The organism is Synechococcus sp. A10-1-5-9 (assembly GCF_047716785.1).
GTDB lineage: Bacteria > Cyanobacteriota > Cyanobacteriia > PCC-6307 > Cyanobiaceae > Synechococcus_C.
Window position 1 is genome coordinate 1734189 of record NZ_CP180406.1, and the last position, 15442, is coordinate 1749630.

Annotated in this window: 9 protein-coding genes; 4 read left to right on the forward strand and 5 right to left on the reverse strand. The window is 57.1% G+C overall.

Going from position 1 to position 15442, the window contains the following annotated elements:
- Nucleotides 1-864: a formyltetrahydrofolate deformylase gene (gene purU, locus ACLM45_RS09450; RefSeq protein ID WP_006042711.1), complete on the forward strand. Its 864-nt coding sequence runs from the start codon at nucleotides 1-3 to the stop codon at nucleotides 862-864.
- Nucleotides 861-2141 (forward strand): O-antigen ligase family protein, encoded by a 1281-nt coding sequence (locus ACLM45_RS09455; protein WP_415408969.1) that lies wholly within the window; start codon nucleotides 861-863, stop codon nucleotides 2139-2141. Before purU ends, ACLM45_RS09455 begins: the two co-directional genes overlap by 4 nt.
- Here ACLM45_RS09455 and ACLM45_RS09460 read toward each other — a convergent pair whose 3' ends face one another.
- From ACLM45_RS09460 to acnB, 4 genes are all read right to left on the reverse strand, one after another.
- The gene (locus ACLM45_RS09460; protein WP_415408971.1) at nucleotides 2142-7175 is read right to left on the reverse strand and encodes a S8 family serine peptidase; all 5034 of its coding nucleotides are present in this window, start codon (nucleotides 7173-7175) and stop codon (nucleotides 2142-2144) included.
- A 279-nt stretch (nucleotides 7176-7454) separates the two neighbouring features.
- Entirely contained in the window at nucleotides 7455-9002 is a 1548-nt protein-coding gene (locus ACLM45_RS09465) for a B12-binding domain-containing radical SAM protein (RefSeq protein WP_415408973.1), read from the reverse strand.
- An 83-nt stretch (nucleotides 9003-9085) separates the two neighbouring features.
- Nucleotides 9086-10579 (reverse strand): ClC family H(+)/Cl(-) exchange transporter, encoded by a 1494-nt coding sequence (locus ACLM45_RS09470; protein ID WP_415408975.1) that lies wholly within the window; start codon nucleotides 10577-10579, stop codon nucleotides 9086-9088.
- A gap of 17 nt (nucleotides 10580-10596) precedes the next feature.
- Nucleotides 10597-13179 carry a bifunctional aconitate hydratase 2/2-methylisocitrate dehydratase gene (acnB, locus tag ACLM45_RS09475; protein ID WP_415408977.1) on the reverse strand — a complete coding sequence of 861 codons (2583 nt, stop codon included), beginning with the start codon at nucleotides 13177-13179 and terminating at the stop codon, nucleotides 10597-10599.
- A gap of 113 nt (nucleotides 13180-13292) precedes the next feature.
- Here acnB and ACLM45_RS09480 point away from each other — a divergent pair, with 113 nt between their 5' ends.
- Together ACLM45_RS09480 and ACLM45_RS09485 are read left to right on the forward strand one after the other, a co-directional pair.
- Nucleotides 13293-14357 carry a 3-deoxy-7-phosphoheptulonate synthase gene (locus tag ACLM45_RS09480; protein ID WP_415408979.1) on the forward strand — a complete coding sequence of 355 codons (1065 nt, stop codon included), beginning with the start codon at nucleotides 13293-13295 and terminating at the stop codon, nucleotides 14355-14357.
- 119 nt (nucleotides 14358-14476) lie between these two features.
- Nucleotides 14477-14797, forward strand: coding sequence for a hypothetical protein (locus ACLM45_RS09485; protein WP_006042718.1), 321 nt, complete (start codon nucleotides 14477-14479; stop codon nucleotides 14795-14797).
- Here the strand turns inward: ACLM45_RS09485 and ACLM45_RS09490 are convergent.
- Entirely contained in the window at nucleotides 14794-15438 is a 645-nt protein-coding gene (locus ACLM45_RS09490) for a diacylglycerol/polyprenol kinase family protein (protein ID WP_415408981.1), read from the reverse strand. The two genes, ACLM45_RS09485 and ACLM45_RS09490, sit on opposite strands and share 4 nt — an antisense overlap.
- Between the last annotated feature and the right edge of the window lie 4 nt (nucleotides 15439-15442).

A 15442-nucleotide genomic window follows, 5' to 3' on the forward strand; every position in this document is an offset into this window, starting at 1 on the left:
ATGTCATCTGTGTCTTCCGCTTCGGTCATCCTGCATTTGATCTGTCCGGATCGTCCGGCGCTCGTCAGTGACATTGCCGGCTGGGTGGCTGCCAACGGCGGCAATATTCGTCACGCCGACCACCACACGGATCTTGAGGCTGGATTGTTCCTAAGCCGGATCGAATGGGATGTTGAGGGGTTCGGGTTACCCAGGGATGCCATTCCTTTGGCGGTTAAGGCTCTGGCGGAGCGTCTGGGCGGTGACGCCAATGTTCATTTTTCCGATGACCACCCCCGGGTAGCGATCCTGGTCAGCAAGCAGAACCACTGTTTACTGGATCTGCTTTGGCGGGCACGCAGCGGGGAGCTGCCGATGCAGGTTCCCCTGGTGATCGGCAACCATCCCGACCTTGAACCCTGCTGTGCTGATTTTGGTGTTCCTTTCGTCTGCGTTCCTGTGACGAAGGACAGCAAGCCGGAGGCAGAAGCCACCATTCTCAACCTGTTGGATGAGCACCAGATTGATCTGGCTGTTCTTGCCAAATACATGCAGGTGCTGAGCGGAGACTTTCTGGAACGCTTTCCCGAGGTGATCAACATTCACCACTCCTTCCTGCCGGCCTTCAAGGGCGCGCAGCCTTATCACCGGGCCTGGGAGCGCGGTGTGAAGCTGATCGGAGCCACGGCGCATTACGTCACCGAAGAACTCGATGATGGGCCGATCATTGAGCAGACGATCGCCAACATCAGTCACCGTGATGAGGTGGGGGATTTGATTCGAAAAGGCCGTGATACTGAGCGGCTGGCCCTTGCCCGAGCTCTGCGTCTCCACCTTCGTCGTCAGGTGATGGTGTACCGAGGACGTACAGCTGTGTTTGCATGACCGTCTTCCTGCCCATGGTCACGGCCTGGCTGGACGGAGAAGTTCCTAATTCGGCGTCCATTTGGGGATGGCGTTGCTTTCAGTTGGGGCTCTTTCTGCTTCCATCCAGTGCGCTGCTGGGTGGCCTTCTGCTCTTTCCGGCATTGATTCTGGGAAGCCTGGGCCGGGCGCGGCCGTTCTGGCGTGATCCCTGGAATGCGCCCTTGCTTCTGGCTGGATCGCTCATGGTGGTTGGTTGTTTTCGGTCGTATTCAGGCGTGCTGGCCTGGGCAGGTCTGGCCAACTGGATTCCCTTCTTCTGGGGGTTCTGGGGGTTTCAGCCCTACTTGGCTCTTCGGCAATCCCGCCGGCGCTGCAGTCTCTGGCTTGTGGCCGGGAGCGTTCCAGTGGTGGTGACCGGCCTGGGCCAGCTGTGGTTGGGATGGCAGGGACCCTGGCAGTTGTTTGGCGGCTTGATCATTTGGTTTGTGTCCGCCGGTGGCCGCCCTGAAGGACGATTGTCGGGACTGTTCGATTACGCCAACATCGCTTCGGCCTGGTTGGCGATGGTCTGGCCACTAGTGCTCGCGGCGTTGGTTCAGCCCGGTCTCAACCGCACGCGTCGTGGGGTGGTTCTCACGTTGGCCACGTCCGTGGTGCTGTCTTTGGTGCTCACAGAGTCCCGGAATGGCTGGGGAGCGTTGGTTTTGGCTGTTCCGCTGGTGCTCGGGCCGCCGAGTTGGCCTTGGCTGCTGCCTCTGCTTGCGTTGGCCCTGTTGCCTGTACTGGTGGCTGTTGTGCCGGGGCTGCCGCCTGCGCTCCAGGATCCCGCCCGCACGCTTGTGCCTGAGGGGGTCTGGGCTCGTCTCAGCGATGCGCAGTACGCCGGCGAGCGTGCGTTGGCGTCCACACGGCTCAGCCAGTGGGGGCTGGCCATGCAGTTGATTGCGGAACGCCCCTGGTTTGGCTGGGGTGCTGCAGCTTTTTCAGTGATCTATCCCCTGAGAGCGGGTAAGTGGCATGGTCATGCCCACAATCTTCCGCTTGAACTGGCCATCAGCCATGGCGTGCCGGTGGCTTTGTTGGTGGTGGGTCTGGTGTTGGTGTTGCTGGTGGTGAGCCTGCGCCGTGGTTTGTCGACCTTGTTTGATCGAGCCTGGTGGACAGCCGTGCTGGTGCTGGTGGTTCTGCACGCCACGGATCTACCGTTTTTCGACAGCCGTCTGAATATTGCCGGCTGGATCCTGCTGGCGGGGTTACGCAGCGGTATTGCAAACTATAAGGATATTGATCGATGATTACGCCTTGAACGTGCTGGTTTCAAGGAAAGGAATAAGGCTCCGCGTGGTTGTGTCATGCAACAATTCGGGGTAGGCATAGCTCAAATTTGTTCCTAAAGAGTCAAGGCTTTGAGCAATGAATTCTGTTGGGTCCAGTGCTGAAATCATCGAGAAGCTTGAAATGCCATTTTGGGCATTAAATGTCTGGCTCGTTATGGAATCAGAAACCCCTAATTCCGAAGCACGCATGATCTGATCTTGTGGCCCTTGGGTTCCGATTAGCCAATCCCCAGTAGCTTTCTCGGGTGATTCAGCAAGCAGATCTTCGATGTGGCTGAGATAACTCGACAGGCCTTCAATCTGCTCGAGTGCTTCTTTCGAGGCGTAGGTCATTCCTGATGCACCGGTGAACGTCTCCAGTTCGTTGCCGGTGATCGAGTCGGTGGTTGCTGCGTTGAAGTTGGTTCCCTGGGTTCCGTACAGATTCAAGCCCCACTGGTCGAGTGTGCCTGTATCAAGGCTTGCCAGGTCATTGATGGTGAGCGTCCAGACTCCCCTGCTGCTCTCTCCCCAGAAGGTTTTGGCACTGAAGTTGAAATTCAGCGTGCTTGTGTCCCGTCGATTTCCTTCACTGAGGATGGCAGTGGTTCCTTCCGGAGAGGTGAGCGTGATGGTGAGATCGCCGGCATAGGTATGGTCCGACAGAATTGGAATCACCACGGACTCCAAGGTGATGTCTTGTGAGATGGTGATCGTGCTGCTGATCGATCCGCCACCGGCATCGGGAATGGCGATTCCTGGGGTGATGCTGGCGGAATAGGAGACTTCGTCACCCACGTTGTTCCACGTTTTGGCCAAGGCGACCGCTGCTTCTGCATTGATGCGGCCAAATCCGTAGTCATGGCTGAAGTCGTGCTCGGCTCCATTAGTGAACCATCCATTGCTTTTGGCATCCACCACATCCGAGCTGTTGACCAGCACATGTTGCACATCTCGCCAAGTGAGATTGGGGTTGGCTTCCAACATCAAGGCGATCACGCCTGATACCAATGGAGTGGCAGAGGAGGTGCCACCAAAGTTGTCGATGTAGCTGTTGTTGGTACTGGTGGTGGTGATGGCATCGGTGCCGCCATTGGATGGTGCGCTGACCAGAACATTCGCACCCGGTTCGCTGTATCCGGAATACCGTCCTCGATTGGTCATCGCTGCCACCGAGATCACATAGCGGGAGTTGGCATAGCCGTCGTAGTTCGAGTTGTCGTTGCTGTTCCGTCCATTTCCACCGGCCCAGGTGTAAATCGCGCCTTTGCCATCACGGCCATTCGTGACCCCATCCTTCAGCGCAGCAAGAACCCGAGCCGGTGCTGCCTGAAGCCTGCCGTTGTCATTCGGTCCCCAGCTGTTGCTGTAGATATCCACAGCATTCATCGTTCGCGTCAGAGCAGACGCTTCATTCCTTGCTGTTCCTGCACCGAGCAACCGTTGCCCGCTGATGTTGGCGTTCGGCGCTGCTCCTGTGATGCCAATGCCGTTATGTCCATAACCGGCGGCGACCCCAGCAACGGCTGTGCCATGGTCGTCCCGGGAGTCAGTGGGTGTTGGATCGTTATCTCCGCCGACATAGTCATAACTTGATGTTGCGATGTAATTCTGATTCAGGTCTTGATGACGCCAATCAAGACCATCATCAATGATGTTGATATGAACTCCAGTGCCATAGATGTTGTTTCCAGATTTGTTTTTCAACAACCATGCCGAAGCAACATTGGCGCCTCCGACTGATGAGCCTTGCAGGTGCCATTGGTCGTTAAACCGAGCTTCCAGGGTGGGGGAAGACAGTGTGGTGGGTGGGCTTATCAAACCATCGCTATTAAGGTCAAGATTGAAGATTTCTTCCCAGCCTTTTGAGGTGGCGTCTTCTGCTGAGATCCAACCGCTGAATTGGGTGATGACGCCGTCTGCGTTGGTGTCCCAGACATAGAACTGATTTTCATAGGTGACTGCGCCATCGAGGAGAACCTGGAAGCCGGTGTTCGTTTCGATGGCAGCAACGACATCCCAGTTAATGGTTGAGTTGTCGTTATAGGTCTGTCCGTTTCTGTTTTGGATGGTGATGGCAGCATCCTCTGAGAAAATCTTGTAAGCGGAGAGCTCTGAACCATCAACGATGCCGTTTTGATCGTCATCTGCAAGTGGAGCCCCGATCAGACCATCGCTATTAAGGTCAAGATTGAAGATTTCTTCCCAGCCTTTTGAGGTGGCGTCTTCTGCTGAGATCCAACCGCTGAATTGGGTGATGACGCCGTCTGCGTTGGTGTCCCAGATATAGAACTGATTTTCATAGGTGACTGCGCCATCGAGGAGAACCTGGAAGCCGGTCTTCGTTTCGATGGCAGCAACGACATCCCAGTTAATGGTTGAGTTGTCGTTATAGGTCTGTCCGTTTCTGTTTTGGATGGTGATGGCAGCATCCTCTGAGAAAATCTTGTAAGCGGAGAGCTCTGAACCATCAACGATGCCGTTTTGATCGTCATCTGCAAGTGGAGCCCCGATCAAACCATCGCTATTAAGGTCAAGATTGAAGATTTCTTCCCAGCCTTTTGAGGTGGCGTCTTCTGCTGAGATCCAACCGCTGAATTGGGTGATGACGCCGTCTGCGTTGGTGTCCCAGACATAGAACTGATTTTCATAGGTGACTGCGCCATCGAGGAGAACCTGGAAGCCGGTGTTCGTTTCGATGGCAGCAACGACATCCCAGTTAATGGTTGAGTTGTCGTTATAGGTCTGTCCGTTTCTGTTTTGGATGGTGATGGCAGCATCCTCTGAGAAAATCTTGTAAGCGGAGAGCTCTGAACCATCAACGATGCCGTTGCCATCATTATCTTTCGCTAGTGTTGCGGTTTTAATATCGAAGGAGTTGTTAGTTGTAACAGACCCGCCCTTGGAATCGATGACTTCATAGGTGAGAGAGATCGTTCCCGAGAAGTTGTTATTTGGCGTGTATGTCCAAGTGCCATTATTGTTGTCAATGACCGTTCCATTGCTGGCGGACAGATTGACAATCGAGAGTGTGTCACCTTCCGGATCGGAGAATCCTTGAAGAAGTTCCTCTTCGGTGAGAATGACTGTGCTGTTGAATTCAGACGATCCGAGTGTGGCTTGTGTGCCACTCAGGATCGGCGCATCATTGCTGCCGTTGATCGTGATGGTGACCGTGGCTGGATCACTCTCGGTATCGCTGCTGTCGGATGCGATGTACTGAAAGACAACGTCGGTTGAGTCTCCATCGCCGAGCGATTGGAAAACGTCGCCGAAGTTGTAGGTGAAGCTTCCGTTGCTGTTAATGCTTACTAATCCGATGGATGGTGTCGTTGTGATCGTGTATGTGAGTACATCGTTGCTGTCGGGATCGTCGGCATTGAAGTTTCCGTAGATACTATTGCTGTCTTCTGATGTAGAGATGAAAACATTGCTAGCTGTGGGAGGGGTATTGCTAGGCGTTATATCGGCTAAAAGTTCCTGATAAGTTTTGATGACGTCGTCATTGAAATAAACAAGCTCGATGTCATTCCAGATCAGATCGGTGTCACCCAGGCCCGAATTGTTTCGGCTAAAGGCTAAGGATGTTCCCAGGTTTTCAATGGAGAAATCGCTGTAGCTTTCAGAGAAGTAAAGAGCATCGAAGCTTCCGGATCCTCCGTAATACGTGTCGGATCCGAAGCTGTCGTAAAACCTGTCTCCGCCACTGCCACCTCTGAACACGTTATCTGCAATATTTCCAAGGAATGTGTCATTGCCGCTGCCGCCAATGGCTTCCTCAAGGATGGTGCCAACTCCAATCGTTAGATTGTTAACGAGGCCGCCAATGCTTGAGCTTGATGGAAGGGTGCCATTGAGTTCTGATGGCGCTAAATTGATAAACTGATCATCAGAATAATTGCTGACGTTCAAGATGTCATAACCTGATCCATCAACAAGTGTGTAAGCTGTATCGCTAATCATCGTTGCGAAATTATTCATAATTTCGCTGGTACCGCTTGAGATATTTGTGCCTACGCCGTAAACCGTGTTGCCGTTGAAGGCGTTGAATGATCCATAGCCCTGTGATCCGTAGAGTTTATCTAGCGCAATCCAATCCACCGTCATCGGTGTCTGTAGATATGCTCCTGAGGCATTGACATTCGTATTGGTTGTTTGAGACCAATACGACATCATGGTGGTCAGCCAGGTGTCATTGCCATATTGCGCACTGTTCTCATAGGTGGGATTTCCATTGCCAGCGTTGTATTGCCCCTGATGTCCTAGGCCAAGAGCATGTCCGATTTCATGAAAAATCGTTTGTGGTGTGTAGCTGTTGTAGCTTGAATCTCCGTAAAACCAGGATGACGCAACGTTGATAACGCTGTAGTCGATAATGGCTGCGTTGTAATCAATGGTTCCTGTGTTTGGGTCTTGGTCATACCATCCGCCACCAAGATAGGCATAGGCTCCTGAATCATTATCTGTAAAGCGAAAATCACCTTCGGTTGCGACCTCAACAAATGAGATGCCAGTGATGGCTTCGTAGACTTTAAAAACCTCTCGGGTGAGATTTTGACGTTCCGCAGACAATCCGTTTGAATCATCCGCCCATCCGGTGATGTTGTAGGTCAATTGACCGTTTTTGGCGCCTAAACCGCTGCCACCTAAGTTGAATCGCCTTGTGTATGTTCCTGCCTCTTCCCAGAATCCGGTGGTCAGATAATCCGATAGTTCGTTGAGTGTTCCAAAGGCAATCGTTGGATCCGCATTCGATAGGGTGTTATTTAGTTCAGCATTGCTTTCACGATCAGTTTCTAATGAATCCCGGCTATAGCTACAAGCAAAGCAGGCACACCGTCCTGCATGCAGATATTTCGATTCAATTCTGAACTCAATATTGGTGGTTTCATTAGCTTCTTCCTCGGTTGTTATGGAGTTATTTCCATGGATTGCTTCGCTGAAACTCTCAGTTGAATTAAGTTGTTGACTTAGCGGAGTGGTGGCACCGTTTTGGAGCAAGCCACGCGCCACTGTCAGGGGTTGATCAATGGGGGTGGGTGCCGGGTTGTTGTCGATTGAGCCGATGTCTGGGTCTGGCCCCTCAGGTTGATTGAGGCTGGTATGCAGAGAACGCGCCCGATAGGCACTCAGTGATTCAATCAGGTTAGATAAGTTCATTTGCCTAAGCCTGATGAGGCCTTGTTGTGTTCAAATCATACGGAAACCGCAAGGCTTTGTTCGCTTTACAACATCAAATGTATGTGAGGGCATCGCATTCTCATTGCATTATCATGTTTCCTCATTAAATCCTCATTTAATTCCTAGACTCTCGTTTTGATGATGTTGAAGGGTTTCTTTCTTCAGCGCTGTCCTGAGGTGCTCCCACGGCAGCACCGTGTCGTCGGGCCAGGTGTCGTGTACGACCCTTTCCCATGCTGGAGGGAGGGGTAGCTCCACTCCCGCGCTTTTGGCTGTTGGTAGTTCCCCGGCTCTGGCTGCCCGGTAGGCCTTCTTCCAACCACCCAGACTGTCTTGTGTTCCGCGAACAGCCACGATCACCGCAGCCAGTCGACGATCACTCCGCGACAGCAGCGCCTGGATCACGCTCCAGCCATAACTCTCTGGTCGCAGATCAATGCCTTTGGGTTTGAGTCGTTTGCCGAGGCGCTTCAAGCGTTTGTCGGCCTCCGGCCGTACCCCCTGCCATTGGAACGGCGTGTGGGCTTTGGGCACGAATGTGCTCACCCCCAGGGTGAAGCGCAGCCCAGGTGTGGCTTTCTTCAGCTGTAGGAGCAGATCGGCGGTCGCCTCCACATCCTCATCGTCTTCGCTGGGGAGGCCCACCATTCCATACAACTTGAGGGCGCTCAGACCACCCTGCTTGGCATGGCGTGCCGCTGCGTCAATCTCTTCGCTGCTCAACTTCTTGTTCACGACGCGTCGCATCCGTTCACTGCCGCTTTCAATTGCGATGGTCAGCGATTTACTGCCTCGATTGGCAAGCCCAGAGGCGAGGGCAGGGGTCACGGTGGCGGCCCGCACGGAGCTCACACTCACGCGTACATCGTTGAAGCGATCGGTATTCAGCCAGCGGAGCAGTTCATCGAATTGCGGGTGCTGGGTGACTGACGCTCCCAACAGTCCCAGACGCCGGGTCGCCTTGAGGCCTCGTTCGACCGCTGGGATCAGGCCGTCATCCAGCGATGGTGTGCGGAAAGGAAGCGTGAGATAACTGGCCAGACAGAAGCGGCAGAGTTCAGGGCAGCTGCGCACCACTTCCACCATGTGGATGTCCGGCCATGCGGCCGCCGGCGTGATCACAGTGGAATGGCTGAGGGTGTTGCCGCGCCAGGTCTGCTTGGTCACGGTGGCAGGCAGATCCGTTTCGATCGGTTCGATCGATCGCAGTGATCCCTCGGCATCAAAGCTTGGGGCATAGAGCGCCGGCACATAGATGCCGGGAACCTTCGCCAGGTGCCGCAGACGCACGGCCCGTGGTTCATCGCGCACCGCCTGCAGGGCGTCGATGAAGGTCGGAAGCAGTTCCTCCCCATCCCCCAGCAGGATCACATCGAAAAATGGCGCCAATGGTTCGGGGTTCGCGGTCAACACAGGCCCCCCTCCGAACACGACCGGGTCAGTGTCCGTTCGTTGTTCGCTCCAGATCGGGATGCCCTGGTCTTCGAGCAGATCCAGCAACACCGGACCATCCAGTTCCCAGCTCAGGGACAGGCCGAACAGATCGCAGCGGCGGTGCGGGGGATCCCCCTGATCGGTGAATAGCCGGCGCACATCCAGATCGGATCGCGAGGCCAGCGTGGCCCAGACGATTTGGTAACCGAGGCTGGTGATTCCCACGGTATAGGTGCTGGGGAACGCCAGGACCGTGCGCAGGGCACCGGGTTCCGGAACAGCCGGATCGAACAGCAGCGTTTCCTGATTCAGGGGTCTTCATCCGGGTTGGGATTGGCCTTGGCTGGTGGCGGTGGCGGTGGCGTGAAGGCCCGGCGACGGATCGAACCTCCCCAGGCGTGATGAATGCCGCCATGTCGATTCAGGCGTGCCTCCCGGTGATCTTCTTCCTTCAGCTCCATGCCCAACTGTCGCTCGTAGATCGAGCGCTCATCAAACAGTCTGGCCACCAGAAAACTGGCCAGACAGGCCACCAGGATCGGTTTGAGGATCAGTAGGTCCTTCGTCAGTGCAAAGGCCAGGAACATGGCGCTGATCGGGGTGCGGGAACAGCTGGCAACAAAGGCCCCCATCCCTGCAAATACATAGGTGGTCGGAACGTGCCCGGTGAGGGCTTCCACCCAGTAGCCACAGGCCAGACCGATTGCTCCGCCGAGGGTGAGCATTGGATAAAACAGTCCCCCCGGTGCGCCTGATGCCGCGGCCAGACCAGTGCTGAAAAAGAGCACGATGAAGGTGCCGAGCGCCATCGGAATGTCGGCTTCACCGTCGGCGATCAGATGTTGCAGTCCCTCCAGATTGTGGAACTCTTCAGGAAGAGAGGCATAAACGCTTCCAAGCACTGCTCCACTGAGCACCATGCGCAGCACCAGCCGATCGCCGAACCAGGCATCCCCCTTCCGCTGCATGGCCAGCACATAGCGGCAGTAGAGCTCGGCCAGCAGCCCAACCACTACACCGAGCCCGATCAGGTAGCCCAGATCGATCGGTAGAAAACTCACCAGGGGGGTGTATTCCCGTTCCAGCTGGAACCCCTGGGTTGCATCCAGACCGCTTCCACTGGGACTGAGCCCCGCTAGCCCGAGCACATCGGCCCAGGCATCGGCCCAGAAGGTGGTCACGATCACCAGCAGCAACACCACGGGCCTGGCGGAGTGCAGCAGCTCCTCAACGGCGTAGACAAACCCACCGATGGGTGCACTAAACACGGCGGCGATGCCCGCACCGCCGCCGGCGGCCACGATCACCCGCCGGAAGGCCACAGGGGCCTTCAGCCAGCGAGCCATCTGCCAGGCAACAGATCCCCCCATCTGCACCGACGGGCCCTCGGGGCCAAGGGGGAAGCCACTGCCGATGGCCACGATTCCTGCCACCAGTTTCACCAGGCCCACCTGCAGTCCCATGGGAACAGCCCGGTGTTTGAGAAAGCCCATGATGTGGGTGATGCCTGATCCGCCAGCTGCAGGGGCCAGGCAGGTGACGAGCAGGCCTGACACCAATCCACCGGCGGCCCCGAGCCCTGGCAGCACTGCCCAGGCGGGGAGATCGGCCAGCAACTCCAGGCGCCATGCCCCCAGGGTCTTGATGCCGGCCTTAAACAGCACGCCTGTCAGGGCCGCCCCAAGCCCAGTGAGCATCAGGGCGAGCACCACCACCCACCAGCGCCGTTCCAGGAGGCGACGGATGCTGCGGCTGGAGCCGAGTTGGTGGCGTCGTTGTTTCAGTTCACTCAGGACGGTCATGGCTGTGCTGAACCGGGTCAGGACCCAGCCAGCACTGCGGCTTCATCGTCCGCGCTGATGGTTCGGCCCTGATCCTCGAAACCAGAGATCTGGTCGAAGTTGAGGTAGCGGTAGAGCTCATCGGAGAGCGGATCGATCTTCTCTGCCGCGATGCTGCGGTAGTCGTCCGGGGTGGGGATCCGTCCCAGCTGAGCACAGACCGCCGCCAGTTCGGCACTGCCCAGGTAAACCTGGGCGCCCTTGCCAAGACGGTTGTTGAAGTTCCGGGTGCTGGTGGAGAACACCGTGGTGTTGTCGTCCACCCGCGCCTGGTTGCCCATGCAGAGAGAGCAGCCCGGCATCTCCATCCGGGATCCGGCGGCTTCGAAGGTGGCGTAGTAGCCCTCGGCTTTGAGGGTTTCTTCGTCCATGCGCGTGGGGGGACAGACCCAGAGGCGGGCCTGGTTCGGGCCGGCGCCTTCCAGCACCTTGGCCGCAGCACGGTAGTGGCCGATGTTGGTCATGCAGGAGCCGATGAACACCTCCTGCACCGGATCACCGGCCACCTCGCTCAAGAGCTTCACGTTGTCGGGATCGTTGGGGCAGGCCACCACCGGTTCGGTGAGCTCGTCGAGGTTGATTTCCAGGATCTCGGCATACTCGGCATCGCCGTCGGCACTGAGAAGCTGTGGATTAGCCAGCCAGGCTTCCATCTCCTTGATGCGGCGGGCCAGGGTGCGGGCATCGCTGTAACCGCGGGCAATCATGTTCTTGAGCAACGCCACGTTGCTGCGCAGGTATTCGCTCACGGTTTCTTCCGAGAGCTTGATGGTGCAGCCGGCACAGGAGCGTTCGGCGCTGGCGTCGGTAAGTTCGAAGGCCTGCTCGAGCTTGAGGTCGGGGAGACCTTCGATCTCCATGATCCGGCCATTGAACAGATTCTTCTTGTTGGCCTTCTCCACGGTGAGCAGTCCGCGTTGAATCGCCACCCAGGGAATGGCATTCACTACATCCCGCAGGGTCACACCCGGTTGCAGCGAGCCGCTGAAGCGCACCAGCACCGACTCGGGCATGTCCAGGGGCATGGCGCCGATGGCTGCAGCGAAGGCCACCAGGCCGGAGCCGGCGGGGAAGGAAATGCCCAGGGGGAAGCGGGTGTGACTGTCACCGCCGGTGCCCACCGTGTCGGGGAGCAGCATGCGATTCAGCCAGCTGTGGATGATGCCGTCACCGGGGCGCAGGGCCACACCACCGCGTTGGGCGAAGAAATCAGGCAGATCCTTCTGGGTCTGCAGGTCCACCGGTTTGGGGTAGGCCGCGGTGTGGCAGAAGCTCTGCATCACCAGGTCGGAGGAGAAGCCCAGGCAGGCCAGCTCCTTCATCTCGTCCCGGGTCATGGGCCCGGTGGTGTCCTGAGAGCCAACGGTGGTCATCAGCGGTTCGCAGCTGGTGCCGGGGCGCACACCGGGCAGGCCGCAGGCCTTGCCCACCATCTTCTGGGCCAGGGTGAAGCCTTTGCCGGTGTCGGCCGGTGCCGTGGGACGGATGAACAGATCAGAGGGTGCGAGGCCGAGTTTGGCGCGCACTTTGTCGGTGAGGGCGCGGCCGATCATCAGGGGGATTCGCCCACCGGCTCGCACTTCGTCACTGATGGTGCTGGGCTTGAGTTCGAAGCGGCTCACCACCTCACCGTCCCGTTCGATCGTGCCGGCATGGGGCCGGATGGTGATCACATCACCGGTGTTCAGTTCGGTGACATCGCATTCGATCGGCAGGGCGCCGGAGTCTTCCGCAGTGTTGAAGAAGATCGGCGCGATCTTGCCGCCGAGGATGACGCCGCCGCCCCGCTTGTTGGGCACATGGGGAATGTCGTCGCCGGTGTGCCAGAGCACGGAGTTGATGGCGCTCTTCCTGGAACTGCCAGTGCCCACCACGTCGCCCACGTAGGCCACGGGGTGCCCTTTCTCCTTGAGGGTGGCGATCGTCTTCAGGCCGTCTGGATCGCGGGTCTCCAGCATTGCCAGGGCGTGCAGAGGGATGTCCGGACGGGTGGTGGCGTGGGTGGCGGGCGAGAGGTCGTCGGTGTTGGTTTCTCCTTCCACCTTGAACACCGTCACCGTGATCGTGTCGGCCAGCTCCGGCTTCGAGGTGAACCATTCAGCTGCTGCCCAGCTGTCCACCACCTGCTTGGCAAAGCGGTTGCTGGAGGCCAGCTCCATCACTTCATTGAAGGCGTCATAAACCAGCAGAGTTCGGCTGAGGCCTTCAGCGGCGCAGCCGGCCAGCTGCGCGTCGCTGTGTTGGAGCAGCTCGATCAGGGCCGCCACGTTGTATCCCCCCACCATGGTTCCGAGCAGGCGGGTGGCTTCCAGCGGCGAGACCAGGGGACTGCTGGCCTGCCCTTGGGCGATGGCGCTGAGCCAGGTGGCTTTCACATAGGCCGCTTCGTCGACGCCGGGCGGAATGCGTTCGATCAGCAAGTGCAGGAGCTCCTGCTCTTCCCCTGATGGTGGATTCTCCAACAGTTCTGTGAGTGCCTTGGCCTGGCTTGCCTCCAGGGGCAATGGCGGAATTCCCAGGGCCAGACGTTCGGCAGCGTTCTCTCGGTAGGTGCTCAGCATCAAAATCTGCTCAGGAACGGACTTGCAGGCCATTCTCCTGCGTCACCGTTCCGTTCCGGAAGCCGGCGGGTTTCCATGGTTTGCGTACCCTGGAGCGAGGTAATTGTTTGGGTATGACCACCACACACGACCTTCATGTGGTGGACACCAGGCCTCTGGTTCCTCCCGCCTTGCTGCATGGAGATCTGCCGATTGATGCCAGGGCGACGGAGACCGTGGCCACCTCGCGCAGCCGAATTCAAGCCATTCTCAGGGGTCTGGACCGGCGACTGCTGGTGATCGTCGGCCCCTGCTCTATTCATGATGTGGATGCAGCGAGGGAGTACGCCAGCAAACTGGCTCCCCTGCGTGAACGTCATGCCTCTGAGCTCGAGGTGGTGATGCGTGTGTACTTCGAGAAGCCACGCACCACAGTGGGATGGAAGGGCCTCATCAATGATCCGAACCTCGACGGCTCCTATGACATCAACACGGGCTTGCGAATGGCTCGGTCGTTACTGCTCGATTTGGCCAGGGATGGAATGCCCTGTGCCACTGAACTGCTCGATCCTGTGGTTCCTCAGTACATCGCTGATCTGATCAGTTGGACGGCGATCGGCGCCCGGACCACCGAAAGCCAGACGCACCGCGAAATGGCTTCAGGCTTGTCGATGCCGATCGGCTACAAAAACAGCACCGACGGCAGTGCAACCATTGCCATCAACGCCATGCAGGCCGCGTCCAAACCCCATCATTTTCTTGGGATCAATCGCGAGGGGCATGCCTCGATCGTGAGCACCACCGGAAATCCGGATGGTCATCTGGTGCTGCGGGGAGGGAACCGAGGCACGAATTACCATCTCGAGGCGATTCAGGATGCTGCTGAAGAATTGAAAGCAGCGGGACTACCCGACCGGTTGATGGTCGATTGCAGTCATGGCAACTCCAACAAGGATTTTCGCCGGCAAGGTGAAGTTTTGAAAGCTGTGGCAGCTCAGGTGGAACAGGGGTCAGCGCATGTGATGGGTCTGATGCTCGAAAGCCATCTTGTTGAGGGGAACCAAAAGATCAGTTCGGATCGTTCTGCACTGACCCATGGCCAAAGCGTCACGGACGCATGCATCAGCATTGAGACGACAGCGGAACTACTGGAGGGTTTGGCTGATTCGCTGAAGAAAGTTGGCACTCGTGTTGCTTGAGTGCCAAGTGTTTGAGAGCTTCAGGCTTGAAATAAACCTTCGTTTTAATCAGTTCACGGCGAACTTTTGATCTGATCGAATATTTTAATTTTGGGCAACTTCTGCCTGAAGCTGTCGTCATGTTTGGGATCAGAATTCTCGGGTTTGGTGATTTGATGCGTCTGTATGAACTGGAGCGGGAAACGGAGCTCTGGGTGCAGGGTTTTCGTCCGCTTCAGCTCGATGCTCTGCTCGATTGGTCTGGTGGCGTTGCCGATCAACAGCATTGGGATCTGGATGCTTTGCATCAGCAGGTGATGCACTTCTGGGTTGATCAGGCAGGGCAGATTCAGACGTGGCAGGCCAGGCTTCGCTCGATGCCGGATGATCAGTGTCTTGTGGCTGCTCTCGGTAGCAGGCATGACTGGTGTCGGCACATGGAACGGTTGCTGCGTGCTTAGGCGATCATCCAAGACCAGCACAAGCCAACAGCGATTGGCACGCTGAGGTTGTCGATGCCCCATCGGCTCAGTTGCTCAAGGCCAACAGCAAGCACGCATACGCTCAGCAGGCGCATTGGCTGGAATGGGCTGTGACTGACCATAACAAGCACAGTCAGCACAACTCCCGTGACCAGGGCCATCGTGAGGGTTCCAGCTACAGATTTCCGCTGTTGACAAACGCTCCAGGTTGGTGATTGAACGCCTCGCCCAATCAAGCCTGCAAGGCCATCGCCAAGAGCCATCACCAGCACTCCAGCGCAAGCCGCGATGGCCTGTTCAGGCCAGAAGAGAATGAGAAGTAGAGAGATAGCCACTCCATACGCCACAGTTCCGTAGCTGTGGCGCTCGATATCCTCGACGGCTGGTAGTAATCGCCAGCGATGGTTAATGGCGGTGATGACGGTAATTGAGAGTGCTGCTGGAACAGCTACCCATGCCGGAAGTTGCAGCCACCAGGCCAGCGGCACGACGGGTCCGGTACCGATATGCACGATTTTGCGGCTGAGCTCCTTGTGCTCCGGCAAAACGCCTCGGCAAAGCACCGCTGCCAAGAGAACCAGAGCCATCCAGGCTCCAATCACGAACAGCGAGAGCAGCAAGGGA

Coding starts and splice junctions, on each gene's coding strand:
- ACLM45_RS09485 (WP_006042718.1), top strand. CDS start 14,477: ATGTTTGGGATCAGAATTCTCGGGTTTGGTGATTTGATGCGTCTGTAT.
- ACLM45_RS09455 (WP_415408969.1), top strand. CDS start 861: ATGACCGTCTTCCTGCCCATGGTCACGGCCTGGCTGGACGGAGAAGTT.
- purU (WP_006042711.1), top strand. CDS start 1: ATGTCATCTGTGTCTTCCGCTTCGGTCATCCTGCATTTGATCTGTCCG.
- acnB (WP_415408977.1), bottom strand. CDS start 13,179: ATGCTGAGCACCTACCGAGAGAACGCTGCCGAACGTCTGGCCCTGGGA.
- ACLM45_RS09480 (WP_415408979.1), top strand. CDS start 13,293: ATGACCACCACACACGACCTTCATGTGGTGGACACCAGGCCTCTGGTT.
- ACLM45_RS09470 (WP_415408975.1), bottom strand. CDS start 10,579: ATGACCGTCCTGAGTGAACTGAAACAACGACGCCACCAACTCGGCTCC.